The 20,116-nt window shown below is 67.4% G+C and carries 18 protein-coding genes; 11 read left to right on the top strand and 7 right to left on the bottom strand.

Annotated elements, in window-relative coordinates:
* Positions 1-78: 78 nt before the first annotated feature.
* The 6 genes from K368_RS0113990 to arsH all read right to left on the bottom strand — a co-directional run bounded on the left by K368_RS0113990 (position 79) and on the right by arsH (position 7,867).
* Complete coding sequence (locus K368_RS0113990) at positions 79-1,368, bottom strand: Y-family DNA polymerase (protein WP_018044322.1); 1,290 nt, start codon at positions 1,366-1,368, stop codon at positions 79-81.
* Positions 1,365-1,793 (bottom strand): S24 family peptidase, encoded by a 429-nt coding sequence (locus K368_RS0113995; RefSeq protein WP_018044321.1) that lies wholly within the window; start codon positions 1,791-1,793, stop codon positions 1,365-1,367. The genes K368_RS0113990 and K368_RS0113995 overlap by 4 nt, the downstream gene beginning before the upstream one ends.
* A gap of 193 nt (positions 1,794-1,986) precedes the next feature.
* Positions 1,987-3,990, bottom strand: a complete 2,004-nt coding sequence (locus K368_RS0114000; protein WP_018044320.1) for an AAA family ATPase — start codon at positions 3,988-3,990, stop codon at positions 1,987-1,989.
* Positions 3,991-4,047: 57 nt separating this feature from the next.
* Positions 4,048-5,652 carry a DUF2235 domain-containing protein gene (locus tag K368_RS0114005; protein WP_026176012.1) on the bottom strand — a complete coding sequence of 535 codons (1,605 nt, stop codon included), beginning with the start codon at positions 5,650-5,652 and terminating at the stop codon, positions 4,048-4,050.
* Between the two features lie 41 nt (positions 5,653-5,693).
* Entirely contained in the window at positions 5,694-6,272 is a 579-nt protein-coding gene (locus tag K368_RS0114010) for a toll/interleukin-1 receptor domain-containing protein (RefSeq protein WP_018044318.1), read from the bottom strand.
* An 848-nt stretch (positions 6,273-7,120) separates the two neighbouring features.
* Positions 7,121-7,867 carry an arsenical resistance protein ArsH gene (gene arsH, locus K368_RS0114020; RefSeq protein WP_018044316.1) on the bottom strand — a complete coding sequence of 249 codons (747 nt, stop codon included), beginning with the start codon at positions 7,865-7,867 and terminating at the stop codon, positions 7,121-7,123.
* A gap of 50 nt (positions 7,868-7,917) precedes the next feature.
* Here arsH and K368_RS0114025 point away from each other — a divergent pair, with 50 nt between their 5' ends.
* From K368_RS0114025 to K368_RS0114065, 9 genes are all read left to right on the top strand, one after another.
* A complete protein-coding gene (locus K368_RS0114025) occupies positions 7,918-8,277 on the top strand; it encodes a metalloregulator ArsR/SmtB family transcription factor (RefSeq protein ID WP_026176011.1) in 360 nt (119 codons plus the stop codon).
* A complete protein-coding gene (locus K368_RS0114030; protein ID WP_018044314.1) occupies positions 8,270-8,797 on the top strand; it encodes an arsenate reductase ArsC in 528 nt (175 codons plus the stop codon). Before K368_RS0114025 ends, K368_RS0114030 begins: the two co-directional genes overlap by 8 nt.
* Positions 8,797-9,222, top strand: coding sequence for an arsenate reductase (glutaredoxin) (gene arsC, locus K368_RS0114035; RefSeq protein WP_018044313.1), 426 nt, complete (start codon positions 8,797-8,799; stop codon positions 9,220-9,222). The genes K368_RS0114030 and arsC overlap by 1 nt, the downstream gene beginning before the upstream one ends.
* A 36-nt stretch (positions 9,223-9,258) precedes the next feature.
* Positions 9,259-10,554 carry an arsenic transporter gene (locus tag K368_RS0114040; protein ID WP_018044312.1) on the top strand — a complete coding sequence of 432 codons (1,296 nt, stop codon included), beginning with the start codon at positions 9,259-9,261 and terminating at the stop codon, positions 10,552-10,554.
* Between the two features lie 7 nt (positions 10,555-10,561).
* Complete coding sequence (locus K368_RS0114045) at positions 10,562-11,725, top strand: MFS transporter (RefSeq protein WP_018044311.1); 1,164 nt, start codon at positions 10,562-10,564, stop codon at positions 11,723-11,725.
* Between the two features lie 44 nt (positions 11,726-11,769).
* Positions 11,770-12,165, top strand: a complete 396-nt coding sequence (locus K368_RS0114050) for a hypothetical protein (protein ID WP_018044310.1) — start codon at positions 11,770-11,772, stop codon at positions 12,163-12,165.
* 82 nt (positions 12,166-12,247) lie between these two features.
* Positions 12,248-12,643 (top strand): FixH family protein, encoded by a 396-nt coding sequence (locus K368_RS0114055; protein ID WP_018044309.1) that lies wholly within the window; start codon positions 12,248-12,250, stop codon positions 12,641-12,643.
* Positions 12,640-14,142 carry an efflux RND transporter periplasmic adaptor subunit gene (locus tag K368_RS0114060; protein ID WP_018044308.1) on the top strand — a complete coding sequence of 501 codons (1,503 nt, stop codon included), beginning with the start codon at positions 12,640-12,642 and terminating at the stop codon, positions 14,140-14,142. The genes K368_RS0114055 and K368_RS0114060 overlap by 4 nt, the downstream gene beginning before the upstream one ends.
* Entirely contained in the window at positions 14,139-17,306 is a 3,168-nt protein-coding gene (locus K368_RS0114065; RefSeq protein ID WP_018044307.1) for a CusA/CzcA family heavy metal efflux RND transporter, read from the top strand. Before K368_RS0114060 ends, K368_RS0114065 begins: the two co-directional genes overlap by 4 nt.
* A 171-nt stretch (positions 17,307-17,477) precedes the next feature.
* Here K368_RS0114065 and K368_RS0114070 read toward each other — a convergent pair whose 3' ends face one another.
* Positions 17,478-17,888 carry a response regulator gene (locus K368_RS0114070; RefSeq protein WP_051074325.1) on the bottom strand — a complete coding sequence of 137 codons (411 nt, stop codon included), beginning with the start codon at positions 17,886-17,888 and terminating at the stop codon, positions 17,478-17,480.
* A gap of 339 nt (positions 17,889-18,227) precedes the next feature.
* Here K368_RS0114070 and K368_RS0114075 point away from each other — a divergent pair, with 339 nt between their 5' ends.
* Together K368_RS0114075 and K368_RS0114080 are read left to right on the top strand one after the other, a co-directional pair.
* Positions 18,228-18,866: a 2,3-bisphosphoglycerate-dependent phosphoglycerate mutase gene (locus K368_RS0114075; RefSeq protein WP_018044305.1), complete on the top strand. Its 639-nt coding sequence runs from the start codon at positions 18,228-18,230 to the stop codon at positions 18,864-18,866.
* 183 nt (positions 18,867-19,049) lie between these two features.
* The gene (locus tag K368_RS0114080; protein WP_018044304.1) at positions 19,050-20,111 is read left to right on the top strand and encodes a putative sulfate exporter family transporter; all 1,062 of its coding nucleotides are present in this window, start codon (positions 19,050-19,052) and stop codon (positions 20,109-20,111) included.
* The last annotated feature ends 5 nt before the right edge of the window (positions 20,112-20,116 follow it).

A 20,116-nucleotide genomic window follows, 5' to 3' on the forward strand; every position in this document is an offset into this window, starting at 1 on the left:
CGTTTCATCGTTACTATCCTTGAAGCTTCCGCGTGATCGCCTGGCCGGTCCCCGAACGCAAGGGGCGTGAGAAGCTTGTCAGGCCGCGGCGACTATCGGAATCTCGTCGAGGCGGGTCGTGTAACGGGGCGACCGCATCTTGAACTTGGTCGACCATTCGCGGTTCGGGGCGAACCCGGCGGCGCCCGGGACGACGGCGCCTCGTCCGAAGCGGCGATTGCAGGCGTCGAGCGCCTCCATCAGGGCGGCTCCCATCTCGCGGTCGAGTTGGCCCAAGCCCGGCATCGCACGCTGCGATGCGGCCAGCGGCATCAGGTCGGTGGTGACCACCCCGGCCTTGGAATAGCGGAACCCGTCCCGCCTGGTCTTCCGGACGCCGTGGGTGGCGGCCTTCACCAGGGCGAGAGTGTCGCTGGTCGCCTCGGGGAGCGTCACGACGGTCGAGACCGAGCGTTGAGGCCGGTCGCGGTCATGCTCCGAGGTGTGGAAGAAGACCGTCACGTGGTTGGTCGCCAACCCCTCGCGGCGGAGCTTCTCGCCGAGTCTGGAGGCATGGGTGGCGACGGCCTGCTCCATGGTGGCGCGATCCTCGACGCGCTCGGAGAACGACCGGGTGACGGCGCATCCCTTACGGGTGGCGGCTACCGTCTCCAGGTCTAGGCAGGCCATACCCCGCAGCTCGTGGACGAGGCGCTCGCCCACGACTGTCATGGCCTTGCGGGCGACGCGTGGGTCGAAGTCGCGGACATCGGCGGCGCTGTCGCATCCCAGGGCTTCCAGGCGCCGGGCGTTTGCCGGCCCCACACCCCAGATGTCGCCCACCGGGATGCGGATGATCCAGTGGTCGTACTGCTCCGGGTCGGTCAGGTCGCAGACCCCTTCGAGCTCGGGTACCTTCTTGGCGATGTGGTTGGCGAGCTTGGCCAACGTCTTGGTCGACCCGATGCCGACGCAGGTGGGGATGCCCGTCCAGGCCCGTACGGTCGCCCGCATGTCCCTGCATAAGGACGCCCGGTCCTGGTTGCGCACGTCGGAGATGTCGAGAAAACTCTCGTCGATGGAGTAAATCTCGATGCGGGGCGAGAAGTCCCGGTAGACCGCGTTCACCCGGGCCGACATGTCTCCATAAAGGGCGTAGTTCGAGGAGTAGACTTGGACACCCTGCTGCCGGCACATGTCCCGGATCTTGAACCAGGGCTCGCCCATCCGGATGCCGAGCGCCTTGGCCTCGTTGGTCCGGGCAATCGCGCAGCCATCGTTGTTGGACAGCACGATCACCGGCACCTTCGCCAGCCGAGCATCGAAGACCCGCTCGCACGAGCAGTAGAACGAGTTGCCGTCGGAGAGCGCGTAGGCCCGGGCGCTCATTCGCAGCGGCGCTTCGCACAGACGGACCCGGAGACGACGCCCCAGACCTCAATGACAGCGTCGGGGGAGAGTTGGAACTCGGGGAAGCGAGGGTTGGCGAAGTGCAGCGAGATGCGCGGCCCTTGGCGCTTCCAGACCTTGAAGGATCGCTCGCCGTCGATGTCGACAACGACGATGTCGCCGTTGCGCGGGGTGAGCGAGCGGTCGACGACGGCGAGGTCGCCGTCGAACAGGCGGGCTAGGATCATGCTGTCGCCGGCGACCCGGACCAGGAAGGTGGCCGGGCGGTTGACGATCAGTAGGCGCTGGAGGTCGATCTCTTCCTCGATGAAGTCGTCGGCCGGACTCGGGAAGCCGGCCTGGACAGGCTTGGCGAGAAGGGACACCGGCATGGAAAAGCCGATGTTTATGCCAGTGATCTGCATGGTGCTCCTCCAAGAGTCCAGGAACAAAAGCAGAACACGTTTGGCCGGTTCCGTATAGCGGCTACGCTTGGGTGCGAAGCCACAATTCGATGAGGTCCCGCCGATGGTGGAGTGGGGAAAACCCGTCTCCCGCGATAGAGGCGGTTCATGCACCCGCCGTCCGCGAAGGGATGCCACGGACGGTAGGGGTGGACTACGTAGGCAGGGCGCCGTTGATCGCCCGGATCACCTTCTCCGCATTGTCCAGGGTGGCCTCGATGGCGGGGGTCTTTTCGTCCAGAACGGCGGGATTGCGAATAAGCCAGTCCGCCGGCGTGAAGTGATCGAACTCTGGCGTGTCGGGAGGCAGCAGCTTGAAGGCCGCCTCCACCCGCTTGACCAGTCGCACAATACCCCCCGCCTCCTTGTCGAGCTTGGCGGTCGTCAGCACACCGCGGCCCTTCAGGCCGTAGGCTCCGTTGACAATGGCGAGGTAGACTTCCGGGTCGAAGATGTCCTCGACATCCCCCTCTGGCAGGCCGAGCACGTCGGGGTAGTTCATGATGCGGTTCTCGGGGATCGCACCTGCGGCCCGGAGTTGCTCCAGCTTGCGCTTGTCGCCCTGAGCCCTGTCGGACATCACCGCGATGTGCAGCTTCGCGCCCTTGAACAGCGAGACGAACGACTGGATCTTGTCGAGGCCGCCGGCCGGGCAGATCGTCCAGCGCGGATCGAGCGCGATACGCTTGCGGCGCTTCAACTGGGCCGAGAGCGCATTGAGGAAGACGAGGTCGCCGGGCCCCTCGACCAGCAAGGTGTGCTTGCCGATAAACAGGGCCTGGGTCACGTCGTAGCCCAGCGCCGCCTGGAGCGGGAACAGCGTGTCCGGATCGGTCGCCAGGACGTCATCGCGCACCTTGGTGCCCTTCGTCGTCGGGAAGCCGTTCGGCCGCTGTTCGATCTGGTCCTCGACGATGCGCGAGAGCGTCAGGTCGTCGGGTGGAACCATGAACGGCGAATGGGTCGAGAACACCACCTGGTGGTGGGGCACCAGCTTGTCGCCGAAGTACCTCAACAGGTCGGCCTGGGCCTTTCCGTGAAGGGTCAGCCCTGGCTCGTCGAGCAGGAGCACCAGGCTGCCGCCCTGCTTGCTGACCTGGGCGAACTTCACCAGGAACGAGAAGAACCAGATGAAACCGGCGCTCCGCTCCGAGAAGGGGACCGAGACGCGATGCAGGATGTTTTTGACGCGGGCGCGCGCGATCACGCCCTCGTCAAACGGCGCGGGGTCGTTCGGCTCCGCCTTTGTGACCCTGACCTCGATCTCCAGGAACGGGTTCTGGGTCCAGTATTCCCGCAGTTGGTCGGTGATCGCGTTCGACGCGGATTCGCATTTCGCGTTCAGCGACTCGTAGGTCTTCGACTCGCGGATCTCCTCGACCGAGGTCCCGGCGAACTCCAGGAAATCGAGGAAAACCAGCTCGGGGACTTCGAGAGGCTCGCTCGACCTATGCGGGCGGCGACCAAATCGATGGACGCCGCCATCCTCGTCCCTCTCGATGTCGTCGACGCGGATCTGGCCGGCCATGCGGTCGTAGTGCGAGAAGTACATGAAGCTTGGGCAGGCCGAGCGAACGTGGCTCGCAATAGCGTTGAGCACCGATTTGCCTGGCAAGGCTTCCAGGGCATCCAGTAGCGCCTGTTGGGCTGCGGATATTTCCTCCAGGCCCTCCAGGGCCTTCCGGACCGCTGCCGCCGAACCGGAGGCCGCAAAGGCGCGTCGCTCATCCTCGGTTAGCCCATGCCTGTCGGTGAGGAAGGCCATGCAGGCGGCCTCGTCGAGGTGCACGGTCACTCCGATCCCGCCACCGTAGCGCCGGCTGAGGGTCACCTGGGACGACGCGAGGCAGCCGGGCCCGAAAGATGCGGCGAGGTCGTTCATCTCGGCGTCGGACAAGGTCCACCGGGTCGCGATGACCATGGCGTCGTCGTCCGCGTGACGCCTCTCGTATTCGTTCAGGTAACGCCGCGGGTAGTCCCGCTCACGGTCGAACGTGATAGGCGTCGACGCATGAGGTTTCAGGCCGGCGAGCGCGTGAAGCAGTGCCGTCTTGCCTGCCTCGTTCTTGCCGACGAGGCAGGCCATGTCGCCGAGGGTGATCTCGCCGGAATCCTCGACGCTGCGAAAATTCGTGACCCTGAAACTGTCGAGCTTCATCCGAGACCTCGTTGTCCGGTCGGCCTCGGCGGAGGCCTGCATGTGAAAGGATGATGGTTAGGGCGTGCCCGGAGCCGAAGCCTGCGCGGGTGCAGGGGCGGCCGGAGATCCGTCGTTGAAATCCCCGTGGGTGGCCAGCGCCTCCGGTCGGTAGGGGCCCCTGCCGGTGCATTGCGTCACCTCGGCCAACCGGAAGCGCCGGTAGACGGTCTCATGGACAGGCGCCCCGGGCGGCACGTAGCGTGGCTTCACCGCCCAGCCCAGCCTGCCGGCCAATGGCAGGAGCCAGCCGGGGACGATGCCCGCGATGGTGTCGCGCATCCCGGCGACCTCGCAGTGCTGCATGCCGTCGAAGGCCGGGTGCAGGTGCAATCGCCCGGTACCCGTCTTGCCCGGTTCCATCCCGTCGACCAGGAGCGGATACGGAATGGTCGTGGCCTCCTCGACCATCCAGTCCAGCGCGATGTCGGAGAGCCGGCTTTCGACCTCGGGATAACTCCCGCCCACGTCGGAATGGTTGCCTGCGAACCACATCTGGATCAGCGGATCGGGCTCGTCGCCGACCCTTTGGCGAATGGCGTCCTTCTTCGCCCATTCGACACGGGGGAAGTCGGCGCGGGTCTCGTCGATTGCCAGGGCGTGCCGACCGTAGCCGACGTGGCCGCTGAGGAACCTGTCGTAGTTCCCGGACCGCCATTGCGCGAGGTTGAAGCGCGTCTTGCCGTTGACGGGGGAGTTCACGATGAACTTGATGGTGGTAGGAAGCCAGCGCCACAGGACGAAAGCCGCGCCGAGGATCGCGACGACCGCGAACGGCTTCCAGAACCCCGTATGGAATGCAAGGTCGAGCACGACCGACGGCCCGGCGGCGAGCACGGCGGCCAGCGCGAACAGCCCTGCCGCGAGGCCCCAACGCCGTACGCCGACCGATCCGAGGGATGCGACGGTGTCGAACACGCCTACGAAATGAGGAGCCACGTTCGACCTCAGGTCGTCGCCTGACCCGTATCGGTGCCGGAACCGACGCGCCAGCTCCTGGCGCTCCCGGTCGTAGTCGCCCCGAGGGGACCCGGCGCCATACTCGTAGACTCCCATCACCGCCTCGTTGGCGATGTCGCGGGTCGTCTTCCGAAACCGTGGAAGGTAACTGCCGGGGGGTAGTGCCTCGGCCGGCGGCGGGAGCGCGTGCTTCCGGCCTGGAAGCTTCTCCTTCATCCATTGGCCAACCGCCGCCCAAAGGCTTGGGGCCTTGCACTCGCCCCCGGGCGCAATCGTCGGGACGCCACACAGGAAGAGCACGTTTGCCACGCAACGGGCCGTGTAGGCTCCTCGGCTGAAGCCCACGAGGAAGATACGGTCGCCCGGCTCGTAGTGGTCGATGATGAAGGCGTAGCAGTCGGCGATGTTCTTCGTGATGCCGAGGCCCGTCACCGAGGACAGGAGCTTCTGCAGCCTTCGGTAGGCGCTCAGCAACCCGGTGGCTGAGCCGTCGGTCCCCAACCCGGGGTCGTAGAACGCCACCTGATCCTTCGGGTCGATGCCGCTGTCCGGGCCAACCCGGCAGACGCGATAGAGTTTGTAGACGTTGCTGAGGCGCTGCTCCTCGCGCAGCCCGCCCTCCTGGCCGGTCCCGTCCGAAAAGACGACAATGTTCTTCGGCATGCCCATTCCGACCCCACGGGCCGCCCCCCGAATTATATGGTTCAACCGGAAACCCGACTTCGCGTCGGCGGACCGTCCTTGGTCCGCTTCGGGCCCGTGGCCCCCTTCATCCGTCGAGCGCCGGCGGTCTTGGCGTTCCCTGTGGATGCCTTGCTCCTGGCCGCCCTGGCAGGCCTCGCTTTGGCATCCTCGGCCAGCGAGGCGCGCACCGTCCTGACCGCCCCGCGGATGCCCTGGGTCACGTCGTGAAAAGCCTCGTCCGCGGTTCGCCAGTTGCTCACCACCCGGCCGTCTCGCGGCAACACCTTTAGCGCCGAAGCGCCGGTATCCTTCCAGTCGCAATGGCGGAGCACGACGACCACCACACGCATTGCGCCCCTGGCCCGGCGGCCCATCGCACGGCGGTACTCCAGTTGGCACCAGTGGCTGTGGATGTACTCGGGGCTCATCAACGCCACGAAGACGTGGGCCTCCCGAAGCTTACGGGAGATCTTGCTGTTCAGTGCGTCACCGGCTTCCATGTCGCCATCGAACCAGGTCTCGACCTCGTCGCGCTTCAGTTGCGCCAGGTGGACCTGCAGCTTTGCCTGCTGTGCTGAGTTCGCGTGGCTGTAGGACACGAAGATCCGAACCGTTGGCTTCTTCGTCTTCGCCTTTGGTGCGCTCGGCTTTGGCGGACTGGAGGCGCACGCGACCGCCGCCCCTTTCGTCTTGGGTGGTGTAGCCTTCCTGGCCCCTGGCCCGGATTTCGTGCGCAATGAGCCCCCCAGGCGGCGGCCAAGTTCAGGAATAATGTCGTCTGAACACGTTTTGTTCCAGTCGTCCTGCGCTCATCCTGCGCTGTGGATCTCTCCCGCTCCGAGCTTGCGGGATTTGGGCCCGCGATGCGATCACCGCCGCCTCAAGAAGCGCTCACACGATGAAAATCAGGGACCGCCACCCTCGACTCTGACCCCTGGAGCGCCGCGAAAAGCGATATCGAACGCATACTCGTCGAAACCCACCAGGAGTTCGGTACCCGCCAACTCGAAGCTAACGTGGGCTACATAGACCGGGCGATTGGCATGGTCGCCGACGCATCAGATACACCTTCGTCGAAAGCCAGGCCCAACCTCGGTCCCGAAACGCGTTCCCTCCACGTTGCACTCGCGACCGGACGGAAGGGAGGGCCGTCCCATGTCCTGTACTATCGGGTGCAGGGGGACGGGCATGGGCACGCTGAGGTCGTCATCCTCCGAGTGCTGCCCGACAGAATGGAGCCGCGTCTCAGGCTGGCCGTCGATCTCGACCTGACCGATGATGAGGACGACACACCCCAACCGGGGATGTGACGGCCGGAGGCAGCGAGATCATCCGCCGATCTTGCCTTCGGATGCCATCCTGAACCGAATATCGCTGTGACGTCGAAGGGCTGTCTAACGCAACTCGCGGCCACTCGGCTTTGATCCAACACCCCACGGGCAGTGGTTCAGCGCTTGACGAACCCGATGTCGACGGCGACGGCCTTGAGGCGCTCAGGCTCTCGCTCTTTCCGTTCGGAGTAGCGGTCAACGAGATAGGAGGAGCGCTCGCGGGTCAGGAGCGTGAACCTGACCAATTCCTCGCAGACGTCGACCACCCGATCGTAGAGCGGCCCAGGCCTCATCCGGCCGGCCTCGTCAAATTCCTTATAGGCCATCGGGACCGAAGACTGGTTCGGGATGGTGATCATCCGCATCCAGCGCCCGAGCACACGCAGGCCGTTGACCGCGTTGAAGGACTGCGAGCCGCCCGAGACCTGCATCACGGCCAGGGTCCGGCCCTGCGTCGGGCGCACCGACCCTTCCGACAGGGGGAGCCAGTCGATCTGGCTCTTGATCACCCCGGTCATGGCGCCGTGGCGCTCGGGGCTGACCCAGACGTGGCCCTCGGACCAGATCGAGAGGTTCCGGAGTTCCTCGACCTTGGGGTGATCGGCCGTGGCGTCGTCGGGCAGCGGCAGGCCGTGCGCGTCGTAGATCCGCACCTCGCCTCCCATCGCCTCCAGGAGACGCGCGGCCTCGTAGGCCAGGAAGCGGCTGAAGGAACGCTCCCGGAGCGAGCCGTACAGGATCAGGAAGCGTGGGGCGTGGGTGAACGGTGCCTGCACCTGAAGGTCGGTCGCCGCCGGGACCACGAAGTGCTCCTCGCTGAGGTTGGGCAATCCATCGGCGAAAGGCTGTTGGGGCTTGTCCAAGACGCTTCGTTCCTTTACGTTTCAACGATGGTTGAGATATTGACATCATGATGGACGAACGGCAAGCCGTCGCCGCCTTCGCGGCCCTTGGGCAGGAGCATCGCCTACGCATCGTGCGCCAGCTCGTCACCGCCGGCCCTGAAGGCATGGCGGCCGGCATGCTGGCCGAGGCGGTCGGCGTCTCGGGCACCAACCTGTCATTTCACCTGAAGGAGCTCAGCCATGCCGGGCTGGTCACCTCGCGGCGCGAGGGACGCTCGATCATCTACAGCGCCGCCTACCCGGACCTGTCCGAGCTCATCCAATTTCTGATGCGCGATTGCTGCCAAGGGCGACCCGAGGTCTGCGCCCCCGCCGTCGCCGCGCTCGCCGCCTGCTGCCTGCCCACCGGAGACACCGCTCATGCCTGACCGCGTCTACAACGTCCTGTTCCTCTGCACCGGTAACTCCGCTCGCTCGATCCTGGCGGAGGCCATGCTCAACAAGGAGGGCCAGGGTCGTTTCCGGGCCTTTTCCGCCGGCAGCCAGCCGAAGGCGGACGTGAACCCGCTCGCCGTTCAGGTTCTGCGCGAGACGGAGTACCCGACCGAGGGGCTGCGCTCGAAGTCGTGGGACGCGTTCGCCGGCCCCGACGCGCCGGTCATGGATTTCGTCTTCACGGTCTGTGACAACGCCGCCGGCGAGGCTTGCCCCTACTGGCCCGGCCAGCCGGTGACGGCGCACTGGGGCATCGAGGACCCTGCAGCCGTCGAAGGCAGCGACATGCAGCGCAAGGCGGCGTTCATCACCGCCCAACGCTACCTGAAGAACCGGATCGGAGCCTTCGTCGCTCTGCCGCTCGACAGCCTTAGTGGCGTGGCGCTCTCGTCCAAGGTGCGCGAGATCGGCCAGCGGGCCGGCGCCACCTCGCCCCGCCCGGAGGTCGCGTGATGGACGTCGTCATCTACCACAACCCGGATTGCGGCACGTCCCGCAACACCCTGGCCCTGATCCGCAACGCCGGCATCGAGCCGCATGTGGTCGAGTACCTCAAGACGCCACCGAACCGGATCCTGGTGCGCCAACTCGCCGACAGGGCTGGCGTCACCGTCCGCGCTCTGCTCCGCGAGAAGGTCACGCCCTACGCCGAACTCGGGCTCTCGGACCCGAGCCTGACGGACGACCAGCTTCTCGACGCCATCGCCGAGCACCCGATCCTGCTGAACCGCCCCCTGGTGGTGAGCCCGAAGGGCGTTGCCCTGTGCCGGCCCTCCGAGGCGGTCCTCGACCTCCTCCCGGCCCAGCAGGGCGAGTTCGTGAAGGAAGACGGCGAGCGCGTCGTCGACGAGCACGGGCGCCGCGTCGCCACCGCCTGATCCGCTCCACGTACACAAGAACAAGAAACGGTCCCGATGCTCGCCCTTGCCATCTTCGTGGTCACCCTCGTCTTCGTCATCTGGCAGCCGAAGGGGCTCGGCATCGGGTGGAGCGCCCTCATCGGGGCCGCCGTGGCGCTGGCCACCGGGGTCATCAGCCCCGGCGACATCCCGGTGGTCTGGCACATCGTCTGGGACGCGACCTTCACCTTCGTGGCGCTGATCATCATCTCGCTGCTCCTCGACGAAGCCGGCTTCTTCCATTGGGCGGCGCTCCACATCGCCCGCTGGGGCGGCGGCCGGGGACGCCTGCTCTTCCCGCTGCTCATCCTCCTGGGTGCAGCCATCGCGGCGGTGTTCGCCAATGACGGGGCGGCCCTCCTGCTCACCCCCATTGTGCTCGCCATCCTGCTCCGGCTGAACTTCAAGCCGGCGGCCGCGCTGGCCTTCATTGTTGCCTGCGGGTTCGTGGCAGACTCGACGAGCCTGCCGCTGGTGATCTCGAACCTCGTCAACATCGTCTCGGCGAACTTCTTCGACATCTCCTTTAGCCGCTACGCGGCCGTGATGGTGCCGGTGAACCTGGTCTCGTTGGCAGCGACCCTGGTGGTGCTGTGGCTGTTCTACCGGCGCGACCTTCCGGCCACGTACCCGGTAGCCGAGCTCGAAGCGCCGCGCCACGCGATCAAGGACCCGCTGGTCTTCCGGGCGGCCTTCCCGCTCCTCGGTCTGCTTCTGGTCGCCTACTTTGTGACCGCACCGTTCGGCGTGCCGGTCTCGGTGGTCACCTGTGCCGGCGCACTGATCCTCCTGGCGCTGGCCAACCGCAGCCGCGTCATCCCCATTCGCAAGGTCCTGACCGGCGCCCCCTGGCAGATCGTGCTGTTCAGCCTCGGCATGTACCTCGTGGTCTACGGCCTGAAGAATGCCGGGCTGACCGGCTACCTGGCGCAGGGGCTCGTATGGCTCTCGGGCTTTGGCCCGTTCGTCGCCACCATCGGGACCGGGTTCGCCGCCGCCATCCTGTCCTCGGTCATGAACAACATGCCGAGCGTGCTGGTGGGTGCACTCTCAATCCAGCAGGCCCCAAATCTCTCACCCCTGACGCGCGAGCTCATGATCTACGCCAACGTCATCGGCTGCGACCTCGGCCCGAAATTCACCCCCATCGGGAGCCTGGCGACCCTGCTCTGGCTCCACGTCCTCGACACCAAGGGCCAGCACATCACGTGGGGCCAGTACATGCGGGTGGGTCTGGTCATCACGCCGCCGGTGCTCCTCGTCACCCTGGCGGCCCTTACAGTGTGGCTACCCGTTCTTGGGGCGCGGTAGCGAACCGATGACCCCGGCGCGCCGCTGGCCCGTGATCTCGGCCCTGGGCGTGATCCAGATCCTGACCTGGGGCTCCTCGTTTTATCTCCTGTCGGTTCTGGCCGCGCCGATGTCGAAGGATACGGGATGGCCCCTCGGCTGGGTCATCGGAGGGCTGTCCCTCGGCCTCCTCGTCGCGGGCTTGGTCTCGCCACGGGTCGGAGCGTTCATCGGGGAGCACGGCGGTAGGCCCGTTCTGGCCTTCGCGGCCGTGGTCCTTGCCTTGGGCCTCGGCGTCCTCGGCCTCGCGCCGAACCTGCCGACCTACCTGGTGGGCTGGCTCCTCGTCGGGCTCGGCATGGGCACCGGCCTGTACGATCCGGCCTTTGCCACGCTTGGTCGGCTCTACGGCGCCGAGGCAAGACCCGCCATCACGACCCTGACCCTGTGGGGCGGCTTCGCCAGCACGGTGTGCTGGCCGCTCTCGGCCTTCCTGATCGAACGGGTAGGCTGGCGCGGCACCTGCCTCGCCTATGCCGGGCTGCACCTGGCGGTCACGCTTCCCCTCGTCCTGCTCGTCATCCCGCACCCCCCTGCCCACGGGCCAGCACGTTCCGAGGGCCCGGTCTCGGCCGTCCGGCTCGATGCACGCGAGCGGCGTGCCTTCCTCCTCATGGCGGGGGTCCTGACCCTCGGCGGCACCGTAATGGCCATGGTCTCGGTGCACCTCATTACCCTTCTCCAGGCCCGTGGCGTGGCGCTGACCTCGGCCGTCGCATACGGCGCGCTGATCGGCCCGTCACAGGTGGGGGCGCGCATCGTCGAGATGGCCGGGAAGGGCCGGCATCACCCTCTATGGACCCTCACCGCGGCGATGGTCCTCGTCGCCATCGGGGTCGCGATGCTGGCGGCTGGTCTGCCCGTGGTGGGGCTGTCGCTGGTCCTCTACGGCGCCGGCAACGGGATCTATTCCATCGCCCGCGGGACGGTGCCCCTCGCGCTGTTCGGTCCCGAGCGCTACGCCCCGCTCGTTGGCCGGCTCGCCCGTCCGGGGCTGGTGGCGCAGGCGCTTGCGCCCTCCCTCGGGGCGGTCGTGCTGACGCAGGCGGGCGCCGATGCGACCTACGCCCTCTTGACCGTGCTCGCCCTCGCGAACGTCGCGCTCGCCGTATCCCTCTGGCGCGTCCGGTAGTCACCTCCCTTCCTCACCGCTCCGCGATGTGGCATCGTCCGTCCGTGACCTTCTGGCTCGCCCTTCGGCGGCTGCTTCCGCTCCTTGCGGTCCTCAGCCTCGCCCTTGCGCCGGTGACCGCATCCGCGGCCGCCGCGGGCATGCATGCGCCGATGGCCGCTCAGGGCCACGCCATGGCGATGCCCGACGAGGCCATGGACGACATGGCCGGGATGGCCATGGACGAGATGCCGTGCTGCCCCAAGGAGCGGCCGGACATGCCCGACTGCTCGAAGGGCTGCCCCCTGATGGCACTCTGCCTGGCGAAGGTCGCCACCGGCCTGCCCGGCGCCTTAGGGTTGCCGGGACGCGTCGCCGTCGTCGAGGGGACTGCGTGGGCCGTCACCGCCTCCTTCGACAGCGTCTCGCAAGGGCCACCCTCCGAGCCTCCCCGAGCCTGAACCCGATGCCGTCGGCGCCTGCGCCGGCACGGTGACGCGCGTCCGCGCGTGGCCATCCATCGCGTTCAGGAGACCCCACATCGTGACCAAGACATCGTTTTCGCGCGCCCTCACGGTTGCGCTGCTCGGCCTCGCCCTCACCGCCGCGGCCCGGGCCGACACCAAGGACTACGAGTTCCAGCTGGTGAAGGACGAAGCCAAGCAGGGCGAGGCCATCCTCGACGTCCGCCTCGTCGACAAGCGCACGTCCAAGCCCGTGCCGAACGCCGTCATCTTCGCCAAGCGCATCGATATGGCGCCCGACAGCATGGAGGAGATGACCTCCAAGATCGAGCAACTGCCCTCGCCGGAGCCGGGCCTCTACCGGTTCAAGGCGAAGCTGACGATGGCCGGCGGCTGGCGCCTCTCGCTCGGGGCCAAGGTCCAAGGCGAGACCGGCACCGTCGAGAACAAGCTGGTGTTCAAGGCCACCAAGTGAGCCGGACGGCATGGCTGGCCGGGACCCTCGCCGCGCTCGCGGCGGGGGGGCTGGGCTATGGCGCGGGGCATGAGGGCAGCCCCGTGCCGGCGCTCGTCCAGCAGGCGCGGACCGGGTTCGCCCATTGGCTGCCGGGTGCACGGCCGGCCTCCCCGATGCCCGCGCAGGCTCCGATCAAGGCGACGGGTTCGGTGGTCTACTACCGAGACCCGGACGGGAAGCCGGACTACGCCTCCGAACCCAAACAGACGGCGGACGGTCGCGACTACCGCGCCGTCCACGCCAGCGAGGACGTGCGCTTCGACGAACCCGAAGAGGCGGAAGCCATGCCTGACGCCGGCCACGGCGACATGGCCATGGCTCAGGCCAAGACGCCCGCGAGCGCCCGCAAGGTGCGCTTCTACCGCAACCCGATGGGCCTTCCGGACACTTCGCCGATTCCGAAAAAGGACTCGATGGGGATGGACTACCTCCCCGTCTACGAGGGCGAGGACACCGACGACGGCACCGTGACCCTCTCGCCCGGCAAGGTCCAGCGAACCGGCGTCCGGACGGAGGTCGCTGCACGGCGCGTCCTATCCATGCCGGTGCGGGCTCCTGGAACCATCGAGGAGGACGAGCGCCGGATCTCGGTCATCGCGATGCGCACCGACGCCTTCATTGAGAAGGTCGAGGCCGTCACCACCGGCGACCACGTCCACAAGGGCCAGCCGCTCATGCGCCTGTTCTCGCCCGAGATGAACGCGGCCGCCGCGCAGTACCTCACCGGCATCGGCTACGAGGGCGCCCGGCGCCGACTGGAGAACCTCGGCATCCCGCCCGAGGCCATCGACGAGATCGAGCGATCCCGAAAAGTGCCGGCGACCATCACGTGGTCGGCGCCACGCGACGGCGTCGTGGTCGAGCGCAACGTCTCCGACGGCATGCGCGCCAAGTCCGGCGACACCCTGTTCAAGCTCGTCGACCATACCCGGGTATGGGTGCTCGTCGACGTGACCGAACGCGACCTGGCGTCCGTGGCGGAGGGCCAAACGGCGACCGTGCGTGCCCGGACGTTTCCCGACCGGACCTTCACTGGCACGGTGACGCGGATCTATCCGCACCTCGCCATGGGGACCCGGACGGCCCGCCTGCGCATCGAGTTGCCGAACCTCAACGGCGACCTGCGGCCCGGGATGTACGGCGACGTCGAGATCGCGACCGGGAACGCCAAGCCCGTGGTCGCCGTCCCCGACGACGCCGTCATCGACACCGGAACCAGGCAGGTCGTCCTGCTCGACAAGGGCGAGGGCCGCTTCGAGCCGCGCCCGGTCAAGCTCGGTGCCCGCGGCGACGGCTACGTCGAAGTCCGGGAGGGCATCGCGGCAGGCGACCGGGTGGTGACCGCCGCCAACTTCCTCATCGACGCCGAGAGCAACCTCAAGGCGGCGCTGCAGGGTCTCTCCGAGCCGAAGGTAGAACCAGGTCCGCAGGCGGCGGCCGATGGGAGGGCGCCATGATCGCCCGGCTCATCGGCTGGTCGGCCCGGAATCTGGTTCTGGTGTTGATCGGGACGGTGTTCGCGGTGGGGGCCGGGCTCTACGCCCTGAGGACCCTGCCGCTCGACGCGATCCCGGACCTCTCGGACGTCCAGACCATCGTCTACACCGAGTACCCCGGGCAGGCGCCACAGGTCATCGAGGACCAGGTCACCTACCCGCTGACTACCGCCATGCTGACGGTGCCCCGGTCGAAGGTCGTGCGCGGCTTCTCGTTCTTCGGGGTCTCGTTCGTCTACGTCATCTTCGAGGACGGCACCGACCCATACTGGGCCCGGAGCCGGGTGCTCGAATACCTAAACACCGTGGCCAAGCGCCTGCCGGCGGGGGTGACCCCGACGCTGGGACCGGACGCGACCGGGGTCGGCTGGGTCTACCAGTACGTCGTGGTCGCCAAAGAGCGCACGCTGGCCGAGCTCCGCTCGCTCCAGGACTGGGTCGTGCGCTTCGGGGCCTCTCGTGCCGAAGGCGTGGCCGAGGTCGCAGGCGTCGGCGGCTTCGTCAAACAGTACAACGTGGTCGTCGACCCGAGCCGGTTGCGGGCGCAGGGCATCACCCTGGCGAAGCTCCGGGACGCGATCCGGGCGAGCAACGCCGACGTAGGCGGCCGCACCGTCGAGCTCTCCGAGTTCGAGTTCGTCGTCCGTGGCCGCGGGTACCTCAAGAGCATCGCCGACATCGAGAGCATCGTCCTGAAGACAGAGGCGGGCACGCCCCTGCGGGTGAAGGACGTCGCCCGGGTCGAGCTCGGTCCCGACGAGCGCCGCGGCATCACCGAGATGAACGGGGAGGGCGAGGTCGCCGGCGGCATCATCCTCCAGCGCTTCGGGGCCAACGCCCTCGACGTTATCGCGAGTGCCAAGGCGCGCCTCGCCGAGGTCGCCGCGAGCCTGCCCAAGGGCACCGAGATCCTGCCTGTCTACGACCGGTCGCACCTCATCGAGGCGGCCATCGAGACGCTCAAGGGGACCCTGATCGAGGAGAGCGCCATCGTCGCCCTCGTCTGCGTCGTGTTCCTGCTCCACGTCCGCAGTGCGCTGGTCGCGATCCTGATGCTGCCGGTCGGCATCCTAATGGCGTTCGCGGGCATGAAGGCGCTGGGCTTGGGCGCCAACATCATGAGCCTGGGCGGCATCGCCATCGCGGTCGGCGCCATGATCGACGCCGCCATCGTCATGATCGAGAACGCCCACAAGCACCTGGAGCGGGCGGACCCTGGCAAGCCCCGGGTCCAGGTCCTGATAGAGGCCGCCTCCGAGGTCGGTCCCTCGCTGTTCTTCTCGCTCCTCATCATCACGGTCAGCTTCCTGCCCATCTTCACCCTGGAAAGCCAGGAAGGGCGTCTGTTCGGGCCGCTGGCCTTCACCAAGACGTTCGCGATGGCGGCGGCGGCGGTGCTGTCGGTGACGCTGGTTCCGGCGCTGATGGTGCTGTTCGTGCGCGGCCGCATCGTGCCCGAGCACCGCAACCCGGTGAACCGGCTCCTGATCTGGTTCTACCGTCCCATCATCGCAGGGGTCCTGCGGGCGCGGGTGCTGACCATCCTGATCGCGCTGGGCGTTCTCGGCGCCTCGGTCTGGCCGGCCCTGCAACTCGGGTCCGAGTTCATGCCCGATCTCGACGAGGGCACCCTGATGTACATGCCGACCACCCTGCCGGGCATCTCGGTGACCAAGGCCGGCGAGCTTTTAGGGAGACAGGACACCATCCTGAAGAGCTTCCCGGAAGTCCTGTCCGTCTACGGCAAGGCCGGACGGGCCGCGACCGCGACGGACCCGGCGCCCTCCGAGATGTTCGAGACCATCGTCAACCTGAAGCCGAAGGCGGAGTGGCGCCCGGGCGTGACGCTGGCGAGCCTCAAAGCCGAGATGGATGCCGCGCTCCAGTTCCCCGGTGTCTCCAATGCCTGGACCCAGCCGATCCGCGCCCGCATCGACATGCTCGCCACCGGCATCCGGACCCCCGTCGGCATCAAGGTGCTCGGAACCGACCTCGCCGAGATGGAGAAGGTCGCCCGCCGGGTCGAGGCGGTGGTGAAGGCGGTGCCGGGCACGTCGAGCGCCTATGCCGAGCGCGTCCAGGGCGGGTACTTCCTCGACATCACGCCCGACCGGGAGGTTCTGGGCCGCTACGGCCTATCGGTCGGGGACGTGCAGGACGTGATCGCCATGGCGCTCGGCGGCGAGAGCGTCACCAACACGGTCGAGGGCCGCGAGCGCTACACCGTCAACGTGCGCTACCCGCGCGCCTTCCGGTCGAGCCCACAATCCATCGCGACCGAGGTGCAGGTGCCCATCGCGGGCGGAGGCACGGTCCCCTTGGGCGAAGTCGCCAAGGTGGCACTGACCCGGGGGCCGACCCAGATCCGGACCGAGAACGGGCAACTCGCGGTCTTCATCTACGTCGATGTCTCGGGACGGGACCTTGGCGGCTACGTGGCCGATGCACGGGCGGCTGTTACCGGCGAGGTGAGCCTGCCACCCGGGACCACCCTCCAGTGGAGCGGGCAGGTCGAGTACCTCGACCGCGCCACGGCCCGGCTCAAGATCGTGGTGCCCCTGACCCTCCTGACCGTGTTCCTGCTGCTCTACCTCAACTTTCGCCGGCTGACTGAAACCCTCATCGTGATGCTGTCGCTGCCCTTCGCACTGGTGGGCGGCGTCTGGCTGATGTGGTGGTTGGGCTTCAACCTATCGGTCGCCGTGGCCGTGGGCTTCATCGCGCTCGCCGGGGTCGCCGCCGAGACCGGGGTGATCATGCTGGTCTACCTCGACCATGCGCTGGCCGAGATCCGGACGGAGTGCGAGCGGGATGGGCGCGCCCTATCGCGAAATGACCTGAGGCGGGCGATCATGGTCGGCGCGGTCGAGCGGGTGCGGCCCAAGATGATGACCGTGGTCGCCATCATAGCCGGGCTGTTGCCCATCCTGTGGAGCACCGGCTCGGGCTCCGAGGTCATGCAGCGCATCGCGGTGCCGATGATCGGCGGCATGGTGTCGTCGACCGTCCTGACCCTCGTCGTGATCCCGGCGGTATACGGGCTGGTGAAGGGATGGGGACTGCCGAGATCCGACATGCAGCCGGAACCCGTCGAGGGGCACACGATGCCCTTGGCCGCGGAATGACAACGAGGACGAGACCATGCTGGTGGTCGACGACGAGCCGACGGTTAGGCATGTTGGTCTCCGACATTCTCGAAGACCTCGCCTAACCCGACATCGAGGGTCGCTCGCATCCGGTCGATGATCGAGGAGAGCCGGTAGGAGGCATGGGGCTCCGGCCAACCGATCCCGGGCTTACCTCCGAAGGGGCCCGGGGTGCTTCTCCGACGGCATCGTCTCGCGCACGTGGTGCCGGACCAAGGAGGGGCTGAACGGCTTCCCGATGAACGTCGCCCCATCGGGCAGGTCCCCGGGTTCAGGTCGCACATTGCCGGAGGCGACCACGATGGCGATGTGGGGCCACGTCACGGCCGTCCGCCGCGCCAGGTCGAAGCCGTTGTCCGGCCCGGGCATCTGCACGTCCGTGAACAGCAGCTGCACCTTGCCATGGTGCTCGTCGAGCACCCGCGTCGCCTGGGCGACGTCCATCGCCTCAAGAACCACGAAACCGGCATCCTCCAGGATGTCGGACACATCCATCAGGATGAGGGCGTCGTCGTCGACCACGAGGACATGGGGGGCATCGGCGGGGTCAGGCAGGGGCATGGATACCAAAGGCCGGCCTGGCCGGTAGGTTGCCGCATAACATAGGTTTCTTTTGCGCCATCGGAGCATGGTTGCCTAGCGCCGTTTCCGTAGGTCCCGTGGATGCGGGCCCCTAGTGGTTGAAATCTGACGCTTGGTACCCATTCGCGAGGTCAGCTTGGGGTGGGAAGCAGCTTGGCTGCTTTCAGTCGCGAGACGTTCTTAAGCGGACCTAGGATGACCCGCCGACTCCGGATGAACGGTCCAACCCATCGCATGGTCGAAGTTCGTTGAAGTCGGATGCCGACATCATCAGAGGCGATGCGACCGGCACGAAAGTGCTCTGCCTCGGGAGACAGCGTGATTCACGATTGCAAAGCCCCGGTCACGCGACATCTCGTGCTGGTCCGGCATGGCCAGAGCGTAGCCAACCGATCCGGCCTGTTCACGGGATTGCTGGACTCGCCCTTGACCGAGCAGGGCCGGATGGAAGCCGAGGCAGCCGGGCGGCGTTTGGCCGAGCGCAGCTGGCGCTTTTCCGCAGCCTTCACCTCGACGCTGACGCGGGCGATCGTGAGCGGCCGGCTTATTCTCGATGCGCTCGGGCAACCCGGATTGGTCCCCCAACGCTTCGCCGCGCTCGACGAGCGAGACTACGGCGACCTCAGCGGGCTCGACAAGATCGCCGCCGATGCGCGCTGGGGGGCGGAGCGGATCGAGACCTGGCGCCGCTCCTACGCCGAGGCGCCGCCGAACGGTGAGAGCCTGCGCGATACCGTCGCCCGCATCGTCCCATGCTACCTCCGAACCATCCAGCCGGCGGTTATGGGCGGAGACGTGCTCGTCGTCGCCCACGGCAATTGCCTGCGGGCGCTTGTCATGGCGCTTGAAGACCTGAGCCCCGCGGAGGTCGAGCACCTTGAACTCGCGACGGGCTCCGTCAGGATCTATGAGCTTGCTGCGGACACGACGATCAAGGCCCGCTGGATCGACGGGTGAATCCGCCTGTCGGCCCTCCACAATGGGTCTCCGCAAACTCTGAAGGGGTCCTGCTTTCATCTATTTCAGTGATGGCAAGCATCTAATCATTCCGTTGGAGTGAATGAACGGGCCCTGGGATCCTCCGGCATCACATCGGAGCCATCCATGTCCGCGCCCAGACTTTTCTCCCACCCTCGATCGATGCACGCCTTGGCCGGCACGAGAGCCATCCTTCCGGGACTGGGCCTCTGCGTGGCGGTCACCGCCGCAGCGGTCGGCTTCGAGGCCGTCGAGGCGCATCTGTTCGGTCGCGCTTGGCTCGAAGCCCTGGTACTGGCGATCCTGCTCGGGAGCGCGATTCGCACCGCCTGGACCCCGTCGCAGCGTTTCTTTCCCGGCATCGCCTTCGGGGCCAAGACCGTGCTGGAGATCGCGGTCGTCCTGCTCGGGGCGTCGCTCAGCCTCGCGACGATCCTCGCCGCCGGACCGGGCCTGCTCTTCGGCATTGCGGGCGTCGTCGCGGTGGCGATCCTGTCGAGTTACGGCATCGGCCGAGCGCTCGGGCTGCATCCGCGCATGGCGATCCTCGTGGCCTGCGGGAACTCGATCTGCGGCAACTCGGCGATCGCGGCCACGGCACCGGTGATCGGCGCCGACGGCGAGGACGTCGCCGCCTCCATCGCCTTCACCGCGGTGCTGGGCGTGCTGGTGGTGCTCGGCCTACCGCTGCTGGTGCCGCTGCTCGGTCTGTCGCCGATGCAGTACGGCGTGCTCGCCGGCCTCACCGTCTACGCTGTTCCGCAAGTCCTCGCCGCCACCGCGCCGGTCGCGGCGCTCAGCGTCCAGGTCGGAACCCTGGTGAAGCTCGTCCGGGTGCTGATGCTAGGCCCGGTCGTCCTGATGCTCTCGCTCGGCGCAAGCCGGCTGCGCGAGGAGACCGACGAGGCCGCCCCCGGCGTCACCGCTGGCGACCGCCCTGCTCGCGCCGGCCTCGCGATCCACCGCTTGGTGCCGTGGTTCATCCTCGCCTTCCTGGCGCTCGCGGGCCTTCGCTCGGCCGGGCTGGTTCCGCAGGTCGCGCTCGCGCCGATGTCGGAGACCGCCAATCTGCTCACCGTGGTCTCGATGGCGGCGCTCGGCCTCGGGGTCGATGTGCGCAGCGTCGCCAAGGCCGGGGCGCGGGTGACCCTGGCGGTGGTCGCCTCGCTCGTCGCACTCGGCGCCGTCAGCCTCGGTCTGATCCGCGTGCTGGGCCTCGCTTGAACCGA

This window comes from Methylobacterium sp. 10, assembly GCF_000519085.1.
Taxonomy (GTDB): domain Bacteria; phylum Pseudomonadota; class Alphaproteobacteria; order Rhizobiales; family Beijerinckiaceae; genus Methylobacterium.